The organism is Brevibacillus invocatus, from assembly GCF_003710915.1.
GTDB classification, from domain to species: Bacteria; Bacillota; Bacilli; order Brevibacillales; family Brevibacillaceae; genus Brevibacillus; species Brevibacillus invocatus.
This window is the reverse complement of the sequence record NZ_RHHR01000027.1, coordinates 36,512-56,216: the sequence shown is the minus strand read 5'-3', so window position 1 is coordinate 56,216 and position 19,705 is coordinate 36,512. Positions and strand designations below refer to the sequence as shown.

At 47.8% G+C, this 19,705-nt stretch carries 22 protein-coding genes, 1 pseudogene and 1 riboswitch; of the genes and pseudogenes, 14 read left to right on the top strand and 9 right to left on the bottom strand.

Annotation, left to right across the window (positions count from 1 at the left end):
- Positions 1–57: 57 nt before the first annotated feature.
- The 5 genes from EDM52_RS14615 to EDM52_RS14595 all read right to left on the bottom strand — a co-directional run bounded on the left by EDM52_RS14615 (position 58) and on the right by EDM52_RS14595 (position 4,844).
- A complete protein-coding gene (locus EDM52_RS14615; protein ID WP_122909716.1) occupies positions 58–1,581 on the bottom strand; it encodes a glycine betaine uptake BCCT transporter in 1,524 nt (507 codons plus the stop codon).
- Between the two features lie 126 nt (positions 1,582–1,707).
- On the bottom strand, positions 1,708–2,466 hold the full coding sequence (locus EDM52_RS14610) for an exodeoxyribonuclease III (protein WP_122909715.1): 759 nt from the start codon (positions 2,464–2,466) through the stop codon (positions 1,708–1,710).
- A 113-nt stretch (positions 2,467–2,579) separates the two neighbouring features.
- Entirely contained in the window at positions 2,580–3,827 is a 1,248-nt protein-coding gene (locus EDM52_RS14605; RefSeq protein ID WP_245996930.1) for a stalk domain-containing protein, read from the bottom strand.
- 132 nt (positions 3,828–3,959) lie between these two features.
- Positions 3,960–4,424, bottom strand: a complete 465-nt coding sequence (locus EDM52_RS14600) for an SRPBCC family protein (protein ID WP_122909714.1) — start codon at positions 4,422–4,424, stop codon at positions 3,960–3,962.
- 126 nt (positions 4,425–4,550) lie between these two features.
- Complete coding sequence (locus tag EDM52_RS14595; RefSeq protein ID WP_122909713.1) at positions 4,551–4,844, bottom strand: SRPBCC family protein; 294 nt, start codon at positions 4,842–4,844, stop codon at positions 4,551–4,553.
- Positions 4,845–5,006: 162 nt separating this feature from the next.
- Between EDM52_RS14595 and EDM52_RS14590 the strand changes: the two genes are divergently transcribed.
- The 10 genes from EDM52_RS14590 (at position 5,007) to EDM52_RS14545 (ending at position 11,911) form a co-directional block, all read left to right on the top strand.
- On the top strand, positions 5,007–5,600 hold the full coding sequence (locus EDM52_RS14590) for a sigma-70 family RNA polymerase sigma factor (RefSeq protein WP_122909712.1): 594 nt from the start codon (positions 5,007–5,009) through the stop codon (positions 5,598–5,600).
- Complete coding sequence (locus EDM52_RS14585) at positions 5,597–6,520, top strand: hypothetical protein (protein WP_122909711.1); 924 nt, start codon at positions 5,597–5,599, stop codon at positions 6,518–6,520. Before EDM52_RS14590 ends, EDM52_RS14585 begins: the two co-directional genes overlap by 4 nt.
- Position 6,521: 1 nt before the next feature.
- Positions 6,522–6,938, top strand: coding sequence for a hypothetical protein (locus EDM52_RS14580; RefSeq protein ID WP_122909710.1), 417 nt, complete (start codon positions 6,522–6,524; stop codon positions 6,936–6,938).
- Positions 6,939–6,976: 38 nt separating this feature from the next.
- Positions 6,977–7,168, top strand: coding sequence for a hypothetical protein (locus EDM52_RS14575; protein WP_183185105.1), 192 nt, complete (start codon positions 6,977–6,979; stop codon positions 7,166–7,168).
- A gap of 150 nt (positions 7,169–7,318) precedes the next feature.
- A complete protein-coding gene (locus EDM52_RS14570; protein ID WP_122909708.1) occupies positions 7,319–7,525 on the top strand; it encodes a DUF1657 domain-containing protein in 207 nt (68 codons plus the stop codon).
- Positions 7,526–7,600: 75 nt separating this feature from the next.
- On the top strand, positions 7,601–8,461 hold the full coding sequence (locus EDM52_RS14565) for a DUF421 domain-containing protein (RefSeq protein ID WP_122909707.1): 861 nt from the start codon (positions 7,601–7,603) through the stop codon (positions 8,459–8,461).
- Positions 8,462–8,476: 15 nt separating this feature from the next.
- On the top strand, positions 8,477–8,950 hold the full coding sequence (spoVAC, locus tag EDM52_RS14560) for a stage V sporulation protein AC (RefSeq protein ID WP_122909706.1): 474 nt from the start codon (positions 8,477–8,479) through the stop codon (positions 8,948–8,950).
- Positions 8,951–8,953: 3 nt separating this feature from the next.
- Complete coding sequence (spoVAD, locus tag EDM52_RS14555; protein WP_122909705.1) at positions 8,954–9,961, top strand: stage V sporulation protein AD; 1,008 nt, start codon at positions 8,954–8,956, stop codon at positions 9,959–9,961.
- A gap of 11 nt (positions 9,962–9,972) precedes the next feature.
- A complete protein-coding gene (spoVAE, locus tag EDM52_RS14550) occupies positions 9,973–10,323 on the top strand; it encodes a stage V sporulation protein AE (protein ID WP_122909704.1) in 351 nt (116 codons plus the stop codon).
- A gap of 25 nt (positions 10,324–10,348) precedes the next feature.
- The gene (locus EDM52_RS14545; RefSeq protein ID WP_122909734.1) at positions 10,349–11,911 is read left to right on the top strand and encodes an alkaline phosphatase family protein; all 1,563 of its coding nucleotides are present in this window, start codon (positions 10,349–10,351) and stop codon (positions 11,909–11,911) included.
- Positions 11,912–11,961: 50 nt separating this feature from the next.
- Here the strand turns inward: EDM52_RS14545 and EDM52_RS25835 are convergent, their stop codons facing one another.
- Together EDM52_RS25835 and EDM52_RS24935 are read right to left on the bottom strand one after the other, a co-directional pair.
- Complete coding sequence (locus EDM52_RS25835; RefSeq protein ID WP_148038760.1) at positions 11,962–12,387, bottom strand: hypothetical protein; 426 nt, start codon at positions 12,385–12,387, stop codon at positions 11,962–11,964.
- Positions 12,367–12,447 (bottom strand): annotated as a pseudogene (locus tag EDM52_RS24935) (polar amino acid ABC transporter ATP-binding protein); the annotation flags it as partial. The gene EDM52_RS25835 and the pseudogene EDM52_RS24935, both read right to left, overlap by 21 nt.
- Before the next feature lie 179 nt (positions 12,448–12,626).
- Here EDM52_RS24935 and cuyA point away from each other — a divergent pair.
- Positions 12,627–13,625: a D-cysteate sulfo-lyase gene (cuyA, locus tag EDM52_RS14535; protein WP_122909733.1), complete on the top strand. Its 999-nt coding sequence runs from the start codon at positions 12,627–12,629 to the stop codon at positions 13,623–13,625.
- Between the two features lie 63 nt (positions 13,626–13,688).
- Here cuyA and EDM52_RS14530 read toward each other — a convergent pair whose 3' ends face one another.
- A complete protein-coding gene (locus EDM52_RS14530) occupies positions 13,689–15,167 on the bottom strand; it encodes an Lsa family ABC-F type ribosomal protection protein (protein ID WP_122909702.1) in 1,479 nt (492 codons plus the stop codon).
- Positions 15,168–15,540: 373 nt separating this feature from the next.
- On the opposite strand from EDM52_RS14530, the gene EDM52_RS14525 reads away from it, so the two are divergent.
- Positions 15,541–15,888, top strand: coding sequence for a hypothetical protein (locus tag EDM52_RS14525; protein WP_122909701.1), 348 nt, complete (start codon positions 15,541–15,543; stop codon positions 15,886–15,888).
- A 106-nt stretch (positions 15,889–15,994) separates the two neighbouring features.
- Here the strand turns inward: EDM52_RS14525 and EDM52_RS14520 are convergent, their stop codons facing one another.
- On the bottom strand, positions 15,995–17,185 hold the full coding sequence (locus EDM52_RS14520; RefSeq protein ID WP_122909700.1) for a coenzyme F420-0:L-glutamate ligase: 1,191 nt from the start codon (positions 17,183–17,185) through the stop codon (positions 15,995–15,997).
- A gap of 120 nt (positions 17,186–17,305) precedes the next feature.
- Here EDM52_RS14520 and EDM52_RS14515 point away from each other — a divergent pair, with 120 nt between their 5' ends.
- A complete protein-coding gene (locus tag EDM52_RS14515; protein WP_122909699.1) occupies positions 17,306–18,208 on the top strand; it encodes a LysR family transcriptional regulator in 903 nt (300 codons plus the stop codon).
- 84 nt (positions 18,209–18,292) lie between these two features.
- Positions 18,293–19,186, top strand: a complete 894-nt coding sequence (locus EDM52_RS14510; RefSeq protein ID WP_122909732.1) for an AEC family transporter — start codon at positions 18,293–18,295, stop codon at positions 19,184–19,186.
- A gap of 209 nt (positions 19,187–19,395) precedes the next feature.
- A riboswitch (cyclic di-AMP (ydaO/yuaA leader) is annotated at positions 19,396–19,529 on the top strand.
- Positions 19,530–19,705 lie beyond the last annotated feature (176 nt).

Genomic DNA, 19,705 nt, shown 5'->3' with positions numbered 1-19,705 from the left:
TCAAATCATAAAAACCTTAGTCCGAAGCGAAAACAGGACTATTTTTTTTTCGCCATTTCATAGATCCTTAAGCAGCTTTTCGAGCTTCTTGCTCTGTTCCCGACGCCTCTTTTTGGCAGACCGTTCTTCTTCACGAAGGGCGCGCATCAAGGAGAAGCACATCAAGACCATGATGACGGCGAAAGGGAGTGCGGCGACGATCGAGGCCGTCTGTAATCCCTCCAATCCTCCGCTGAGCAGAAGGACCACAGCAATCGTAGACTGGAGGATGCCCCAGGTGATTTTGACGCGAGTGGATGGATCGAGGGTGCCGTCGGCAGACAGCATCCCCAGGACAAATGTGGCTGAGTCAGCCGAGGTGATGAAGAAGGTGAAGATCAGAACCAGGGCGACAATCGCGAGAATGGTTCCCCAAGGCAGCTGTTCCAGCGCGAGAAACAAGGCGGTAGAAATATCATTCTGAACAGCCTCTCCAATCGGGGCCTGATCAAAGATTTCCAGATGCAAGGCGGTACCCCCAAAGACAGAGAACCAGATGAAGCTGAGCAGACTGGGGACGAGCATCACACAGATGACGAATTCCTTGATCGTACGCCCCTTGGACACTCGGGCGATAAACATGCCGACAAATGGGGCCCAGGCGATCCACCAGGCCCAGTAGAACAAAGTCCAATTGGCAACCCAATTCCCCTGGGTAAAAGGAGTGAGGCGCAAGCTCATGGAAATGAGATTGTTCAAATAGCTGCCCAGCGTGCTGGTAAAGGTGTCGAACAAAAATGAAGTCGGACCCAGGATGAGGGTCAGCAGCAACAAGGCCAATGCTACTATCAAATTGGTGTTGCTGAGTATCTTGATCCCTCTATCGAGTCCCGTGGTAGAGGACAAGAGATAGATGACCGTAATAATGGCAATGATCGCGATTTGTACGGTGGTATTGGAGGCAAGACCAAACAGATGAGACAACCCGCCGTTTATTTGCAACGTGCCAAGGCCAAGCGAGGTGGCGACTCCAAAAACGGTGGCGATCACGGCGAGGATGTCGATTGCTTTTCCGATAGGCCCATGTATTCTCTCACCAAGCAAAGGGGCAAAAGTGGAAGAAATCAACCCCTTGGAGCCTCTTCTGAATTGGAAGTAGGCAAGCGAAAGCGCGATGACGGCATAAATGCCCCACGGATGAAGTCCCCAATGGAAAAAAGCGTACCGCATAGCGACCTGCGCGGCTTCCGTCGTTTGGCCTGTTACTCCTGCTGGAGGCGCAAAGTAGTGGGAAACAGGTTCGGCGACTCCCCAAAAAACAAGTCCAATTCCCATTCCTGCACTAAAAAGCATACTAAACCAGGTAGGCAAAGAGTATTCGGGTTCGTCGTCATCCTGCCCCAAAGGGATCTGACCGTATTTGCTAAAGGCCAAATAGATACAGAAGATCAAAAAACTAAAGGCGACGATCAAATAAAACCAGCCAAAGTTCGTGGTGGTCAAGTCTAGAACGCGAGTAGCTGTTTTGGCAAAAAGCTCTGGAGAAAAGGCGCCAAACAAAACGATCACGACCACGATAAGAAACGATATCAGAAATGTCATGGGATTCCTCCAGGATATGGACTGACCATTAGTTGTAGAATCTCTCATGACATCTGAAAATATTCCTTGAAATGGAAACGTGGGCAATAAAAAAGGCTGCCCAGCAGGCAGCCGTATGTGCGTGTGCTACAGATCAGCCAGTTCCAGGATGATTGGACAGTGATCGCTGCCTGTTACATCGGCATCGATACGGGCGTCAATCAAGGACGGGGCAAGCCTTGTGGAGGAGAGGAAGTAGTCGATTCTCCAGCCGATGTTGCGCTCTCTTACCTTTGGCATATAGGACCACCAGGAATAGGCATCTGTTCGATCTGGATAGAAATGCCGGAACGTGTCGATAAAACCGGATTGGAGCAGTTCACTCATCTTGCCACGCTCTTCGTCAGTAAAGCCGGAATTTCCACGGTTCGATTTTGCATTTTTGATGTCGATTTCCTGATGAGCCACATTGAGATCGCCACACACGATGACTGGCTTTTGCTTGTCCAGCTGCAAGAGATAGCTGCGGAACCGATCTTCCCATTCCAGCCTGTATTCCAGTCTCGACAAGTCTCGTTTTGCATTTGGCGTGTATACGTTGACGAGATAGAACGAATCGAATTCCAGGGTGATCATCCGTCCTTCTGGCTCATGGTTGTCTTCCAGACCATAGTAGACAGATAAGGGCTGTTGCTTGGTGAATACAGCGGTTCCGGAATAGCCCTTTTTGATCGCATAATTCCAATACTGATGATACCCATCAGCAAACTCAACCGAAATCTGGCCCTCTTGCAATTTCGTTTCCTGGATACAAAAGATATCCGCATCCATTTTCGCAAAGTACTCTTGAAACCCTTTATTCACGCAAGCTCTTAATCCATTCACGTTCCATGATATCATTTTCATCGTCGGCTTGATCTCCTTACAGCTTTTTGACAGATGCCGTCTTCCCTAAATCGTCTCACATTTCACATTTGGGAATCCTGCCTCTTTCTTTTTTGCCTACCAAGGAGCGCCATTTATTGAACGCTCTGTTTGATTTGCTCCATCGATGCTTGATTGATCAGACCCAGTCGCCAGATGGCGTAGCCTTTGAGATTGTATCGCTTGGCAAGACCGATTTTCTGATTCACCGATGATTCATTTTCGCTTCCCATCGATACTCCCAGAATCAGTTTTTCCTTAGGGACGTGGACCAAGGCCATGCGAATCGCTTCGTCCACTTTGTTCATCGGCTCCGGACCTTTCTCACCTTCGTAGGCGTAAGCCATGATGACAAGATCATCCGCCATTGCACCTAACGTGGCATAGTCGTAGCCCTTGTAGGCACCGTTCAGCGGATGTAGGATCAGAGTCAATTGTATGCCTCGCTGATTAGTTTCGGCGGCAAGCAGGCGTACGAATTCGTTGTACTTTTCTTTTACCCCTGTAAAATCTCCGTTCATGCCTAAACCCTCGAAATCCAGAGCGATTCCTGTCAGTCCTTTTTCCTGGGCGAGTGCGAGCATTTGGGAGATTGCCTTTTCTCGCAAGCTTGCGTCTTCAAGCAGCGCAGTCAATTCCCCATTGGCATCCCCGGCAAACACCATCAGATAGGGAGTGGAGCCCATCATTTTGGCGTCTGCAATGATCGATTCAGGTGTAGTCTCGCCAGCAGGCTTCGGCCAGTAAAAATCGTTGCCAGTCAGGGTCAGATTTCCGTTCTGATCAATTCTGCTCCAGCCAAAAGCAGTTGCATCAAAGAACGGAATCAGGTCACGCTGTGAAAAGGAAGAGATGGCATAAAAGGCCAGCCCGTACATATCGCGCAGGGGCGAGGTGATCGAAACGGTTCTGGTTTCCCCATTCCAGCCAACCTGTGCACCAAATTGCTCACTGAAGAACCGGAGTGGAATCAAGGTGCTCCCATTGGTTTCATAGGGGGCGACGGGCAGGGTGACGGTTTGTCCATTCACGGTGACGAGTGGATTGTTTAACTGCATTTTGACTGTTTTTTCCCCTTGGGATGTCGACTGAATGGCCGTAATGGACTGGGTTCGCGCTTCCCAATTTACCTGAATTTCCATTGCTTCTGATATGGCCCGAAATGGAACCATAGTTGTTCCGTTTATATGAGTTGGCGGAGTTGGAAAGGGGAGCGGATAGCCGTCGAGCAGAATGGTGGTGCTAGATGTTGCGGCGACAGCAGGTTGTTGGATGCCGATCAGTGAAACGCATCCGATGGCAAGAGAGAACAGCAGCTTCCTAAATCGCATCTTCATGGACATTTCCTTTCCTCGTGAGTTCATTCTTTTACATGAATAGGTATACCAGTTTAGCGGTTAGGAAGGCAATGAATATTTTGAAATAAAAAACCTCTGCAGACAGGACCCGATCGATGGTCTGCTGCAGAGGTAGCGTCATGAACGTGTTGGTGGAGTGGAAGCCATTTCGAGCATCCGGTTGGCGACAGCTTCGGCCAATTCCGTGGTTGTCTTTGGAACCAAGCTTTTTAGTACAGAGTTGATCATAGGGGCCTTTACGCCTTTGGCTGTGATGTCGAGGGAACATGTCATTCTGGTACGCTGATTACCCAGTGACGCGGTCTTGAAGTAGCCTTCACCAGAAAAATTCTCGTTGATTCCTGTCAGGTTAAACTTCACCAGGGATGGCGGTGTCCACTCCGTAATATTGACCTGAAGATGTATTTTTTTCTTCATAATGCCGATGTCGCCATTGAACATCCAGGTGGACTGACGCTCATTGATAATCTCATGGCTGATGTAGCCGGGAACCAGTGGAATCCAGTTTTCCATTACACTTACGAACTCCCAGATCGTCTGGACCGGGAGATCGAGATCTATTTCGTGTATTCCCTGAGGCATGGATACTCATTCCTTTCCCCTCGATGGTTGTCGATCTTGATATGTGTATGGAGGAATGCCGCAGGATATATCGGAAAATCTTTTTTGTTCAATGAAAAAGGCCCCATACTCGGGGCCATTTTTCGGCTAGGATTTGATCGATGCTGTTTCGTTGATCCGATTGGCGATGGCTTCCGCCAAATCAGTCGTCGTCTTTGGAACGAATGTTTTGAGAATCGAGTTGATCATGGGACCCATGACACCCTTTGCCGTGATGTCTATCTTCAAGCTCACTTTTTTCTTCATGATTCCGATGTCGCCCATGAAGGTCCAGGTGGACTGGCGGTCATTGATGATCTCGTGGCTGATGTAGCCGGGAACCAGCGGAGCCCACTTGTCCATGACGCTGACAAATTCCCAGATGGTACGGTGCCGTTTCATATTCGTGGAGAAGTCTCATCGGTACCATGATGCCAGCGTTGTTCAAAAAGCCTTTGGCATCATTCGTATAGAGAATAATCCTATAAGTTTATTACAATAGGCAGGGGACATTTTGAACGAATCAATCGCAAATGACCAATATGAGGTGTAAATCAACGGAAAGTGGGTGGAATTGTGGAGCGGTCGATCGACGAGGGATTGCGAGTATGCATCAATCAGGTACTCGCGGGTGATAGGGAGGCTTTCGGTGAACTGTATGATAGGACGATTCATGATGTCAAGAAGACAGTTTCGTTTCTGCTGGACAACAAGCAAGACGCTGAGGATGTGATTCATGACATATATCTAGAGGTATTCAAGTCATTGCGTCATTTTGATCAAACACGAGCCTTTTCTTCCTGGTTGACTGGTGTATCGATTCGTCAGATTCAGAATTACCGTCGGAGAGGCTGGAAGATTGTCCGTTTATTCAACAAAGTGAACCTGCTGGCGACTGCGCAAACGGTACCAGATATCTCCAAGGAGGTAGTCGAACAGTTGGAGCAGCAGCAGCTCATGGAACGGATCCAGCATCTTCCGTTCAAATTCCGAAGTGTCTTGGTTCTGAAATATTGGCATGGCTGTAGCCAGAATGAGATTGCCGAAATCCTGCAATTGCCTGTCGGAACCGTAAAATCGCGTTTGCACCATGCTTTGATAAAAGCTCGAGAAATCGTCAGTCAGCAGCCATTAAGCTTGGGAGGGGATCGGTCATGATGGAAGAACGAATGAAGAAGGCAATGGATGCTTTGGGTAATGAGCACGAATCAATTCCGCTTTCCCCTTTGTTGCGGGAAAGAATCCTTCATTCTGCCGGAAAAGACAGAAAAGGATCGACAACCAAGAATGCCATAAAGACCAAGTGGTTTTTGGTCGCTACGCTTGTATTTGTTTTCGCGACGGGATTTACATCGATAACCTTGTACAAAATCCAGAACCAAGCCAAAGAGACGGTGATCGAGTATCAGGCTTCCCCTCCTCTGTCCAAGGAACGACTCGCTCAATTGCAAGCTTCGCAGGCCAAGCTCGACGAGGTTAGGAGCGGGTTGAAACCCGGTACGGCGGCAGCAGTGTTTCAGAAAAATGAAGCAGGGCAAGGAGAGGTTATCTATATCGTGAATCCGCTCAAGGTAAGAGAATTGTCCGAGCTAAACACACTGGTCCAAGGGGTACTCGATTATCCCGCACGTATTGCTGACACGTACGACTTTACAGAAGGTCTGATCAGCTACGATTATACAAAAGACGAATCCCTGGAAGTGAGCTTGAAAAATCGGGGGTTGGAAAATAAGCAGGAGCTGATAGCTGAACCATTGCCAGCTCTGCCCACCTACTACCAGGTGTCTGCTACCTATGAAGACCCAACTGGAAACCTGCTTCGTGTCAATGGATGGAAGCAGGACTGGGAAGGCAAAGGCATGATCACAGTGCCAGGGGCTAATCAAACGGTAGAAGAGGTGCAAATCAGCGGTTTGGAAGGCTTGTATATCGAACGAGATGATCCGTTTGGGAAGCCGCGAAAGGAATTGAGATGGATGGATCAGGACTGGTCGCTCTCTCTTCATACGACAGATACAGGCATGAGCAAAGATGCAATGCTGGACATTGCAAGTCAGATCATGGAGAGGAGACCGTAACATGAAAACATGCATGAAGTTTGTATGTACAGCAATGGTGATGGTAGTCATGTTCGCTCAGGATTTTGTCCAAGCAGAAGAAGTCGTACAGAAAAAATGGAAAAATATAGAAATAACAATTAGTGATCCTTCAGATGCTGAAAGATCAGATGTGATTACGACCTCTTTGGAGGACTACCAGAGGATTAGCAAAGGAGGGAAGGTTATGACGACAGAAGAGACGAAAAAAACCTTCGGCGCCCCTCTATATCGACCCGTTGCCGCACATCTACCTCTCCTCTCTTCCAATGGACTCATTACGCAATATTTCACACTAAAGGACGGGAAGTTGGGGGAACCGGTCCAAAAACTTGCGCATTGGGACATTTTCCGAAAAGAACGAGAGTGGGCTGCTGTCACCCAACTATGGATATTCTGAATCGAAAAGAGCGAGTTCACGAGACATATCCTGCATATATGAAAGTCATGCAGATCCCAGGTAGCGACAATGTGGCTACACTTACTCCATTTCAGAATAGTGATGTCAAACGGCTTGCTGTGCATATTCTTGATCCGAAGGGAAAGGTCATCCGTCTGCAAATCATTGGAAATCTATCAGAAAAGGACTTGATTCGCTTGGCCTCTGCTTTCAAACCCTCTTCTGAATAACATCACATTAAAACAATCACCTGGGTGCCTTCTGCTAATGGAAGGCGCCTTTTTCATGTTAAAAATAACCTTTATTTCCAAAAGATATGGCTCCATATATGGGGATAATTTCTTTTGAATGGTTGATACTATCATTGGAGGTGAGAGCAGATGACAGTAGGATCGCAGGTGAAGCAAACACTGGCTAGCTTGAAAGGTGCGCAGGCCAACCTGGAAACGTTTGCGCTGAATACGCAAAACCAACAGGCAAAACAACTGTATACCCAAGCAGCTGAGCAAACGCAATCGATCATTACCAATCTGGAACAACGCGTAACGGAGCTGGAAAACGAAGAACCACAATACAAAGGATTTTAATTGCTTCCAAACAGGAGACGGAGGAGGGGACTCTCTCCCTTCCCTTTCCTGGTGGGAATTGGAGGTAAGTGAAACATGCCGGATTGGCTGGACATCGTCATAAGATCGCTCGTAGCCTTTGTGTATCTATTTATCCTAACCAAAATCATCGGGAAGAGACAGATAAGACAGATTACCTACATCGAGTATGTTGTGGGAATTACCATTGGTTCCATTGCCGCTTTTATGGCTACTGAAGTGGATGGTCCCATTTACCACAGCTTGATTGCGCTAACCATTTTTGCCTTGTTCCCGGTCTTATTGGAGTGGCTCTCTCTTAAAAGCAAGCACATTCGTAATTTCGTAGAAGGCAACGCCACGATTCTGATCAAGGACGGCAAGATTTTGGAAGACAATCTCAAAAGTGAACGGATGTCTACGGAAGACTTGATGGAGCATCTGCGAATGAAGAACGTCTTTCGCGTAGCCGACGTCGAATTCGCCTTGATGGAATCCAGTGGAGATGTCAGTGTACTGCTCAAGTCACAGCATCAGCCAGTGACCCCTCAACACCTTGAACTGATTGTGTCTCCAGCGGAAGAGCCCCAGGCGGTGATCATGGATGGAGCGATCATGGACGAGTCTTTATCCAATCTGGGATTGAACCGCAATTGGGTAAGGGCCGAGCTGGAGAAAGCAGGGGTCGCTCTGGAAAATGTCTTCCTTGGTCAAGTAGACAAGGGCGGACAGCTATACCTGGACTTGTACGATGATAAATTAAAGGTTCCGGAGCCGCAGGCCATGAAGCTGACATTTGCCACTTTGAAAAAATGTCAGGCAGATCTGGAATTGTACGCAATAGGGACAAAGGACAAGCGAATGAAGCGGGCCTATCAGGTCGATTCAGAAGAGCTTCAAGAAGTGATTGATCAGGTCAAACCACTGTTGATCCGTTAAGAGGGAGTGAGCCGGATGGCTGATGAAAAAAAGAAAAATCTTACTCTGTCTCAGCAGAAATACCAAGAGCTGGCCAAGCGGCATGAACCGCCGCGTCCCTTGGTGCGCAATTTCACTCGTGCCTTCCTCGTCGGAGGGGGGATCTGTCTGGTGGGGCAAGCGATTCAGGAAATCTTTATTCGCTATTTTCACTTTACGGAAAAAACGGCAGGCAACCCGACTGTTGCGGTCTTGATCTTCATCTCAGCCCTGTTGACGGGATTGGGGCTGTACGATCGGATTGCACAATGGGCGGGAGCGGGAACGAGTGTGCCTGTGACAGGCTTTGCCAACTCCATTACTTCAGCGGCGCTTGATCACCGCAGCGAGGGCTTTGTGCTGGGGGTAGGTGGAAATATGTTTAAACTTGCGGGATCGGTCATCGTATTTGGTGTCGCTTCCGCATTCATCGTCGGACTCATCAAAACGCTGATCAAAATGGGAGGATAACGTATGCGCCAGGGCTACCAGTCATGGGTGTTTCCATCACGGCCAGTGATTGCCGGTACTTCTGCGATTGGCGGACCATTTGAAGCACAAGGCCCGCTGGCAGACGACTTTGATATCCTGCATGGTCATCTCATGATCGGGCAGGACAGCTGGGAGAAAGCGGAGCGAGTTCTTCTGGAGGAGGCTTGCGACAAAGCGATTGAAAAGGCAGGCCTTCGAAAAGAGCAAATACACTTCATGCTGGCTGGCGATTTGATGAATCAGACCATTTCCGCCAGTTTTTCTGCACGGACGCTGGCTATTCCCTTTCTGGGCATCTTCGGCGCGTGCTCTACTTCGATGGAAGGGCTCGCTTTGGCAGCTCAACTGGTAGACAGCGGATCTGCTGACTATGTACTCGCTGCGACCAGCAGTCACAATGCGGCAGCGGAAAAGCAGTACCGCTATCCTACCGAATATGGCTCGCAAAAACCGCCTACTGCACAGTGGACCGTGACAGGTGCAGGAGCAGCGGTGGTCGCAAACAAAGGCACTGGCTTGCGCATTCAAGCTGCCACGATTGGGCGGATTGTAGACATGGGCATGTCTGATCCGTTTAACATGGGGGGAGCGATGGCCCCGGCTGCTTTGGCGACGATCGAAACCCACTTTCGGGATTTGCAGCTCCCGCATGATCATTACGACCTGATCGTGACGGGCGATCTTGGAAAAGTCGGCCATTCCATTTTGTCTGAACTGTTACCCCAGCACAACGTCCACGTCCCGCTTGAGCGCTATGTGGACTGTGGCATGCTGATTTACGGCGATAATCCCACGGTATGGTCCGGTGGCAGCGGATGCGGCTGTAGCGCTACGGTCACTTACGGCCATCTGATGCGTCGGATGAAGGAAGGGGAGTGGAACCGCATTCTCGTGGTCGCCACTGGAGCGTTGCTGTCGCCTATTTCCTATCAGCAAAAAGAAAGCATCCCATGCATCGCGCACGCCGTAGCCATTGAAGCTGATAAGTAAGGAGGGGGACCATGACGTTTTTGTGGGCATTTCTAGTGGGGGGGGCGATCTGCCTGATCGGTCAGTTTTTGATGGATGTGGTAAAGCTGACGCCAGCGCACACGATGTCATCTTTGGTTGTGGCAGGAGCAGTTCTGGATGGCTTTGGGTTGTATGATCCACTCATCGAATTCGCTGGCGCGGGTGCTACCGTCCCCATCAGCAACTTCGGCAATGCGCTGGTCCACGGGGCGATGGCAGAGGCTGAAGCGAATGGATTGGTCGGCATTATCACGGGTATTTTTGAGGTGACGAGCGCAGGCATATCTTCCGCCATTGTTTTCGGTTTTTTGATGGCCCTCGTCTTCCGGCCAAAGGGTTGAAGGGGGAAGTGTGTTGGTAAAGACGATGAAGCTTCCGTATCTCGTGATGATCGTACTCCTACTCGTCGCTGGATGCAGTACACCTCCTCAAGATCGGGCCAATCTGCAAAGAATTCAGTCCTCTGCCCCCGAAGCTGCCAAGCCTGTCATCGTCATCCTCGTCGATTCGTTAATGGACAAGCCACTGCGTGAAGCGATCCAACAAGGTCGTGCTCCCGCCCTTCAGTTCTTGGTATCCAAAGGACATTACTATCCACAGATGGTAAGTTCTTTTCCCACCATGTCGGTAACGATAGACAGCACCTTTTTGACGGGTACATACGCAGACCAGCATCAGGTGCCGGGCTTGGTCTGGTACAGTGGCAATGAAAACCGCATGATCTACTACGGCAATGGACCCAAGGAAGCGCTGAAGATTGATCAAGTGCAGCAGTTTATCGATTCCGTCTATGAACTAAATCAGAACCATCTGAGCAAAAAAACGAAGACCATCCATGAAGAATTAGCCGAAAAAGGAAAACATTCCGCTTCCATCAATGCAATCATCTATCGAGGCAAAACCGAGCACAGCTTGCATGTTCCGGCATATATAGAAAAGAGCACGCGATTGCCGGAAGAAATGCGTGTCAAGGGACCTTCCCTGCTTTCCTACGCAGCACTGGCACAGCTTGATCCGCAAAATCGCCGGAATGCTCGTCTGTGGAAGAAGTACGGACTGAATAACCCATTCTCCGCGCAGGACATCGCTTATCTGATCGAGCAGCGCAAGCTTCCCGATGTAACCATCGCCTACTTTCCGGAAAACGACATGTCTGTACATAATAAAGGAAGTGCCCAAACTGAAGGGATCGTAAAAGCGGATCAGGCGCTTCAAATCGCGCTCAATGCATACGGCTCCTGGGAGCAGGCCGTCCATCAGGCCGTCTGGATTGTCATGGGAGACAGTGGTCAAACCGATGTTCAGGAAGATAGAGAAGCTGCTACCATCGACTTGAGGTCATTATTATCTGATTACCGCATTGCGAAAATTGGTCAGCCCGTCCAGGCAGCAGACCAATTGGTGATTGCAGCAAATGAGCGGATGTCCTATATCTATGCCATCGACCCGCAAGTCTCGCCCGCGCAGGTGGTGAAGCATTTGCAAAAGGAGGACAAGCTCGACATCATTGCCATGAGGGACAGTCAAAATGTGCAAGTTACGGCAGGGAAAAGCAACCAGACATTCTCCTATCGTCCAAAGGGAAAATTCGTAGATGAATACGGTCAGTCGTGGACATGGACGGGCGACCCCGGGCTGCTGGACATGACGATTACAAACAACCGGATCACGTATGGAAAGTATCCCGACGTATTGGCTAGGCTGTACGGAGCCATGCATTCTCACGAAGGGAAATACGTGGTCATCACTGTCAAGCCCGGTTATGAGCTTGCAGGTGAAAATTCCCCTTCCCATCGAGGGGGAGCAGCTCACGGATCGCTGCATGAACAAGATTCGCACGTTCCTATACTCGTAACCGGAACAGACACCCGCCCAAAGACGTTGCGAATCGTTGATCTGAAAGATTGGATTCTGCAATTGGTGAAATGATGAAAAAAGGACCAGGGAACGTGAGATTCCATTGGTCTTTTTCGAGCTGTTCAAATGCATGTTCGAAACGCTACAGCAAACCTTCCGCCCTCATCCGTCTTCCTACATCCAGCAAACCCAAGGCAAATTCCTGCGGCAAATTCCTGCGGCAAATCCTCAGGCAATTTCGCAAAGATGCCGCTCTGAAACAGGATGGCCTGTCCAGAGACACGAACCTGACAGGTATCCATATCCATCTCATGAATCTCGTCGATCTGTAACGGTGTCAAGGAAAGAGAGACAAGTGTCGCGATTTTCGTGCCGACTTCAACCTGTTCGCTGAAATCCTTACCGACCTGGCGTACCACTCCGATCAACATACCGCCCGAACCGGTGACAGGATTATGCTGCTTCCCGCGCTGTTGGACGGTCTGCAAGATCAGACTGGCTATTCCATCAGGAGTTTGGGCTTGACGCCCGTCTGTAAATGTCTCCAAACGGTTGATACATCGCAGCAGCGTGCTTTTCCCAGAGCAGCTGCCACCGAGAATCCGCAAACAGAGCGGCTTAAATCGTTTTTGAGACGGGTATCAGAGAATGGAACAAATTAATACAGCTGGACATATCCGCAGGTGGAAGCCTGCGGATTAACTTTTAAGAGGGGCAAAAAGGATTTTCAGAAGAACGTGTAGTATGGTGTAGGAGAAATCCATGCATGAAAAGAGGGGAACGGCACATGAACCAGATTCGCTATGAACGCAGAACCTATACAAATGGATACACGCCGATTCAAAAGCTGGAACGGCTTTCGAAAGCATTGGGAGGCCCAGCTATTTGGATCAAACGAGACGACCAGCTCGGACTGACCGCAGGTGGAAACAAAACGCGTAAATTGGAGTATCTCGTGGCGGATGCGATCAAGCAGGGGGCGGATACGTTGATTACCTGTGGGGCCGTACAATCCAATCACTGCCGTCTGACTCTTGCTGCTGCCGTACGGGAAGGCTTGCGCTGCCAGCTGGTGTTGTCGAAGCCGGAGGCGGGGGAATACAACCCGCAAGCGAGTGGCAATCATCTGCTGTTTCACTTGATGGGTGTGGAAAAAATCGAGCTGATTCCTGCTGACGGTGACATACAGGTGGCGATGGAAGCCTTGGCCCAGGCCGTGGAGAAAGAGGGGAAGAAGGCGTACATCATCCCGCTCGGCGGCTCCAACCAGATCGGGTCTCTCGGTTACATGGCGTGCGCAGACGAGATCGAGCAGCAGGCCATGGAGATGGGAACACCGTTTGACTACGTGGTTACAGGCACGGGGAGCGGGGGCACGCATGCAGGACTGGTCGCAGGCTTCCTCGCTCGTCAATCCCATACAGAGGTGATTGGAATCAATGTCAGCGGCACCAAGGAAGGCAAGGAGAGCCAAGTGCGAGATCTGCTGTATCGTACCGCTGCCCTCGTAGGACTGCAAGGAGAGATTTCAGATGATGCTGTCCGCTGTGATGACCAATATGTCGGTGCCGGGTACGCGATTCCGACCGAAGAGATGGTAGAGGCCGTGACGCTAGTTGCCCGCACAGAAGGTATATTGCTGGATCCTGTCTATACGGGTAAAGCGATGGCGGGTTTGATCGGGATGATTCGTAAAGGCGAGCTGACTCCAGATGACCGTGTCCTGTTTTTGCATACAGGTGGTACCCCTGCGTTGTATACCGTTCCTCAGCTTTTCATTCCGTAACAGTAATAGGAAAGAGGTAGAAAGGAACGCTCAACACGTCCCTGACTACCTCCTTTTTTAGCCCTATAGCTCGACGATCTTCGTGGCGATATTTTGGCAAAATTCACGGTCATGCTCTACAAACAGAATGGTCGGGGAGTATTCGAGCAAAAGCTCCTCGATCTGCATGCGAGAAATAACATCAATATAATTAAGCGGCTCATCCCAAATATGCAAATGTACCTTCTCGCAAAGGCTTTTGGCAATCAGCACCTTCTTCTTTTGACCGCCGCTAAAAGCCGAGATGTCCTTTTCAAATTGGACTCTGGAAAAATCGAGTTTTCGTAAAATCGATTTAAAAAGAGATTCATCGATTCCGTTGCTTCTGGCATAGTCCGTCAAATTGCCCTGCAAATGCGAGGTGTCCTGTGAAACAAACGATATTTTCAGCTGGCTTCCCTTTCTGAAGGTACCCGTATAGTGGATATCCTCACCGTAAATGAGCTTGAGAATGCTGGATTTCCCAGAGCCGTTTCTCCCTGCCAGCGCAATTCGCTCCCCTTGTTCAATCGTGAAGCTGACATCCGTGCAAACCGTCTTGTCACCGTAATTGATAGAGACATGTTCGAGCTCTGCAAGCTGGTTTTTGTGGAAGGCGAGCTGAGATATCTTCAAGCTGTCAGCGTGTTCCACATTTTTTAGGAGCTTTGATCGTTCATCGATCGCCGATTGCTGTCTATGCTCGATGGATTTAGAGCGTTTCATCATTTTGGCTGCCTTGTGGCCAATGTAGCCTTTATCCACCTTGGAGCCGGAATTCCTTGTACCGTTTTTGGTTTTTTCCACTTCATGAGACCAGATGCTCGTTCGTTTGGCTGATTCTGACAAGCGTTTAATGTCTTTTTTCAGCTTTTCGTTCTCTGCCAGCTCGTATTGGTCTTGTCGCTGTTTATTTTCCCACCAATCCGAGAAGTTTCCTTTTTGAATTTCGATGTTGGTCTTATTGATGGAAAGAATATGGTCCACGCAGTTGTCCAGAAAAGCACGGTCATGGGACACCAAAATATAGCCGCTTTTGGTATGGAGATAATCACTGACAAGCTGCCGGGCATTCATGTCCAGATGATTGGTTGGCTCGTCGATTAGCAGGAAGTGGTTTTCCTTCAGAAACAAGGCAGCCAACAGCAGTTTTGTTTGCTCGCCATTGGACAGGGTATCAAAAGGGCGATACAAAACATCCTCCGATACCTTCAGCAAGGAAAGCTCGCGCATCAATTCCCAGTGCTGATAGTCTGGAGTGATGTCGTTGATCACATCCAAGGTCTGCTGCTCCTTGTTTGCGATCTGGAAAGGGAAGTACTCAAAATGGACGTTCGCAGAAATCTTGCCGCTGTAGTCGTACTTGCCGAGCAGCAGGTTGAGAAAGGTTGTTTTTCCTCTGCCGTTCCTTCCCGTAAATCCCAATTTCCAATCGGTATCGATCTGGAAATTTACGTTTTCAAATATGTGATCGAAGCTGCCTTCATAGGCAAACGTCAGGTTGGAGACTTGAATTAATGACATCACAATACCCCCTGTATGAAAAAATAAAAGCTACAAGAAAGTTACTTTCTCGCAGCTCGAATACAAACAGTAAATCCAACCCAAATATGGCGTCAGATCAGGATATGGTATGAGAGAAAGGATATCGTAACTTTCTTGCGTATAAAGAAATAAAACATGCGAAAAAAACCGCTGTTTTGTTTGACTTTACGTGCAAGAAAACTTACATCCTCTTCAACTCCCATCATGAATTACAAAAATTGTATCACAACGATGTGCAAATTCCAAATCGATTTTGTCGGCGGTACGCTGGGTTCACCGGGTGGACGAGCATAGCATTAGGAATGTATGACAATAGCTCGGGGCAAAGTAAAAGGGACTGGAAGACGAAAGGATGACGAACAACTTGACGAAAAAAGACTATGTCCTTACCATCGTAGATCATTTGCAGAAGCACAAGGAGATCATGTCAAGCGATCTTCAATCCTTGTTGCAGGAAGTGAAGACCAACATCGAGCAGGTTCCGGCAGATACCTTTTTCCTCGAAAGCAACATGGTGATGACAGAGACTGTTTCCGAGCGGAAGCCTAATGTGTCTGAGCCGCTGTTTCGGCTCTCTGAAGCATACGATGAGCTGAAAAAGCTGGCCGAGACGAACCGGGAGTCACGACCAGAGCTGTTGTCCGCGGTGACACAGCTGGAAGGTCTTCTGAATTCGTCCGAAGGCTATTTTCCTGAATAAAATCAAGGGTTTATATTCTAGAGGCAATCTCCAAGTACTCACTATGCAGAGTACGAGATTGCCTCTAAATTTGGTTGCGCGCAGGCTTTAGCGAGCGTACTTGCGCTTATTTTGTATAGTTATCAAAATATCCTTGAATATAGACAACAGGCGTACCCTTATCTCCGCTGCCAGAAGTTAAATCGGATAGAGAACCGATCAGGTCGGTAAGTTTTCTAGGTGTAGTGCCTTGTGCTTCCATCGACCCTACAAGATCAGACTCTTTATTGCTAATGTAATGAGAGATCGCTTGCTTAAGCTCTTCTCCTCTTAAATCTGCAAAGTTATTATCAGCAAGATATTTTAGTTTTACTTCATTGGGCGTACCGTCAAGTCCTGATGTGTAAGCTGGCGAAACAACAGGATCAGCGAGCTCCCAAATTTTCCCTACCGGGTCTTTAAAAGCTCCATCTCCATAAATCATGACTTCAATATCCTTACCCGTCTTTTCTTTGAGAAGATGCTGTATTTGATCCACGATAGGTTGGCAATTACGCGGGAACAGCTTCACACTGGTTTCTGTCGATTTATTTGATCCCAGCAGGCCGTAAGCTTCGTTATATCCACTACCATCAATAGACTCAGACAAAATGTTATCGAGGCTATAGATTTTGACTCCGCCATTTGCCTTCAAGATTCTTTTTGTTCTGAATCTCGAATGGATATCACAAGTCAGAACGCTTTTGGTGTATTGTAATATCGTCTTGGGATGATTGGAGAAAATCACTTCACATTCGACACCGTATTCTTCCACGATCGATTTATAGTAATCAATATAGTCCACACCCGTAAAAGGATGTTTATTATAGCCAAAATGTTCACGGAATTGCTGTTCTGTTAAAACATCCGTCCAAGGATTCACTCCTTTTTCATCCAGCATATCCAGATCTACCAAGTGGTTTCCCACCTCGTCAGATGGATAGCTAAGCATTAGAACCATTTTTTTAACGCCTTTTGCAATACCGCGCAGAACAACTGCAAAACGATTACGACTCAAGATCGGAAAAATAACGCCAACCGTATCTTCTCCAAATTTCGAATGTACATCTTTCGCAATATCATCGATCGTTGCATAATTCCCTTGAGCACGAGCAACGATAGACTCTGTGATCGTAACGATGTCTTTGTCATTCATGTGAAAGCCTTCCACTTCCGAAGCCTTTAGCACACTATCTACAACGATTTCCTCGATGCTGTCCCCATGATTGATGATCGGGCAACGAAGGCCTCTAACAACAGTTCCAACTACTCTTTCCACTATGATCACTCCTTGTAAGGACTAAAGCTTATTCACAAGACTTACCTGCTTGTACTATACATCGGTTGAGTGATATAAGTAAAATGAATATATGGAATGGTAGGTATAAGGGGCGCTTATATGATAAGCAAATTAGATTTATATAAAATATTTTGCAAGGTAGGAAAAAGGAAAAGCTTTTCTAAGGCAGCCAAAGATCTTTACATGACCCAACCCGCTGTTAGCCAGGCAATCATGCAATTGGAAAGAGAATTGGATATACGTCTTTTTAATCGAACGCCTAAAGGGGTATCTTTAACAAACGAAGGCAGTCTTCTCTATGAATATGTAAATTCGGCTTTGAAATTAATTGATGTTGGGGAAGAAAAGATTTTAGAATTCAAGAATTTGTCGACAGGGGAATTAAAGATTGGGGTAGGGGATACGATATCGAGATATTTTTTACTTCCCTATCTGGAAGCTTTTCATAGTAAATATCCCAATATTAAATTTAAGATCGTGAATGGTACCACATTAGAGCTTTGTTCGATATTAAAATCAGGAGAGGTTGATATTGCCATTGTTAATTTGCCTCTTGATGATTCTACCTTAGAACAAAGACCGTGCATCGATATCCATGATATTTTTGTTTGTGGGGAGAAATACAAGCATCTCGTATCGAAACCCATAACCCTAGATGAAGTGGTAAAGCTGCCTTTAATCCTGCTTGAATCGAATTCAAATTCCAGAAGGTATGTAGAAGATTATCTGCTATCGAAAGGCATACAGATTTCTCCGGAATTTGAATTGGGCTCTCATGACTTATTACTGGAATTTGCGAAAATCAATTTAGGAATAGCCTGTGTGACCAAAGAATTTTCCCAAGAGTATTTGAAAAAAGGATTATTGTATAAAGTACCGTTAACGGATGAGATACCAAAGAGAGAAGTAGGAGTCTGCTTTTTAAAAAGTGTGTCGCTCTCACCAGCCGCATCGAAATTTGTGGAGATATTGGAAAATAATCAAGTCGATCACGCTACCTAAAAAATAAAGCGGGATCGGCTTTTTTTCATGTTGCTCTGGTATACTGAAGCAGGAAAGTGAATGGATAAGGAAGTAGGGAATGGCATGATATTTTTCCAAGTGATTTTACCTGTATTACTGATTTTTTTGAGTGGTTACATCTTGCAGCGGATCTACAAGCTGGATCTCAAACCCATCTCGACACTTGCCATATACGTGTTGTCTACGGCTCTGGTGTTCAGAACCTTTTATAAGACGCCGCTCGATATGCAGCTGTTCTACATCGTGGTGATCTCCACCTTGCTGACGATTGGGCTGATCCTGATCACGCAAATCACAGCAAAATGCTTCAAGTACGACAAGCAGCAGGAGAGCGCGATGATGCTCTCCACGGCTTTCATGAACAGTGGAAACTACGGGACGCCGATCATTCTGTTTGCTTACGGCGAGACGGGCTTTCACTATGCGGTACAGATCATGGTGTTCCATGCCATCATCATGGGAGTCTTCGGTGTCTATTTCGCTTCCCGGGGCAAAGGCGGGGCGAAGGTCGCGATCAAGATGGTGCTGAAGCAGCCCTCCAATCATGCGGTTGTGGTCGCTGTCTTGTTTCAAAAGCTTCAGATTTCGATACCAGAAACCTATTACCAGGCGATTGATCTGGTTGCCCAGGCAGCGATTCCGGTGGTGATGCTGATTTTGGGCATGCAGCTGGCCAATGTATCGGCAAAAGGACTGGAGTGGAAAGGGATCAGTATCGCGAGCGTGATTCGGCTGGTCGCATCCCCGGTGCTCGCTTATCTCATCTGTCTGATGTTTCCGATTGATCCCTTGCTTCAGAAGGTACTGATTGTTTTGGCAGCGATGCCTTCAGCGGCGACCACCGCGATGTATGCCATCCAATTTAATGCCAGACCGCAGTTTGTCTCCAGCTCCGTCTTGGTGACGACGGTGATGAGTGTAGGAACCTTGACATTCCTGCTGCACTTTTTACAATGAAGCGCGATTTTCATGAACATTCCGATTGCGGCAGGGAAGGATTTGGAAGGATACCGGAGGATTCAGAAGAAAGAGTAAACTGATTACGGTTAACTCCCTTTGAGAGAGTCAGAGGGGGTTATACGGCGTTTTTTGAAAATTGAGTATACATTCACGTTATGGTAAACTGAATTTCATTACCCAATCCGTTTTAGTAGCGATTTAACCAACTTCATATCGGGCCTAGTTTCGTCCTTGACGAAAACGGGGGAACCATCATTGGGGTTAATTCTGTGCAAACAGAAGGGATGCTACCTGCCATCCTACCCGTCAGCTAACCTCGTCGGCTAAAGCAGAATCAGCATACAATCTACGTGTACATGCTTGCTTTTCGTGTATTGACTAGCAGCTCTATTTGGGCTACCAGTCGCGCACTATGCAAGCTTATTTCCCCATATTTGTATGTGAGAAAAGAGTCGATATACTGCTTTCGTCCGGAAGGTCCTCCAGACGTGAACAGTGTCTCGACTTTTTTCTTTT

Coding starts and splice junctions, on each gene's coding strand:
- EDM52_RS14580 (WP_122909710.1), top strand. CDS start 6,522: ATGAAAACATGCATGAAGTTTGTATGTACAGCAATGGTGATGGTAGTC.
- EDM52_RS14515 (WP_122909699.1), top strand. CDS start 17,306: ATGATAAGCAAATTAGATTTATATAAAATATTTTGCAAGGTAGGAAAA.
- spoVAC (WP_122909706.1), top strand. CDS start 8,477: ATGGCTGATGAAAAAAAGAAAAATCTTACTCTGTCTCAGCAGAAATAC.
- EDM52_RS14585 (WP_122909711.1), top strand. CDS start 5,597: ATGATGGAAGAACGAATGAAGAAGGCAATGGATGCTTTGGGTAATGAG.
- EDM52_RS14615 (WP_122909716.1), bottom strand. CDS start 1,581: ATGACATTTCTGATATCGTTTCTTATCGTGGTCGTGATCGTTTTGTTT.
- EDM52_RS14570 (WP_122909708.1), top strand. CDS start 7,319: ATGACAGTAGGATCGCAGGTGAAGCAAACACTGGCTAGCTTGAAAGGT.
- EDM52_RS14545 (WP_122909734.1), top strand. CDS start 10,349: ATGAAGCTTCCGTATCTCGTGATGATCGTACTCCTACTCGTCGCTGGA.
- EDM52_RS14610 (WP_122909715.1), bottom strand. CDS start 2,466: ATGAAAATGATATCATGGAACGTGAATGGATTAAGAGCTTGCGTGAAT.
- cuyA (WP_122909733.1), top strand. CDS start 12,627: ATGAACCAGATTCGCTATGAACGCAGAACCTATACAAATGGATACACG.
- EDM52_RS14530 (WP_122909702.1), bottom strand. CDS start 15,167: ATGTCATTAATTCAAGTCTCCAACCTGACGTTTGCCTATGAAGGCAGC.
- EDM52_RS14600 (WP_122909714.1), bottom strand. CDS start 4,424: ATGCCTCAGGGAATACACGAAATAGATCTCGATCTCCCGGTCCAGACG.
- EDM52_RS14595 (WP_122909713.1), bottom strand. CDS start 4,844: ATGAAACGGCACCGTACCATCTGGGAATTTGTCAGCGTCATGGACAAG.
- EDM52_RS14525 (WP_122909701.1), top strand. CDS start 15,541: ATGACGAACAACTTGACGAAAAAAGACTATGTCCTTACCATCGTAGAT.
- EDM52_RS14565 (WP_122909707.1), top strand. CDS start 7,601: ATGCCGGATTGGCTGGACATCGTCATAAGATCGCTCGTAGCCTTTGTG.
- EDM52_RS14510 (WP_122909732.1), top strand. CDS start 18,293: ATGATATTTTTCCAAGTGATTTTACCTGTATTACTGATTTTTTTGAGT.
- EDM52_RS14575 (WP_183185105.1), top strand. CDS start 6,977: ATGAAAGTCATGCAGATCCCAGGTAGCGACAATGTGGCTACACTTACT.
- EDM52_RS14605 (WP_245996930.1), bottom strand. CDS start 3,827: ATGTCCATGAAGATGCGATTTAGGAAGCTGCTGTTCTCTCTTGCCATC.
- spoVAE (WP_122909704.1), top strand. CDS start 9,973: ATGACGTTTTTGTGGGCATTTCTAGTGGGGGGGGCGATCTGCCTGATC.
- spoVAD (WP_122909705.1), top strand. CDS start 8,954: ATGCGCCAGGGCTACCAGTCATGGGTGTTTCCATCACGGCCAGTGATT.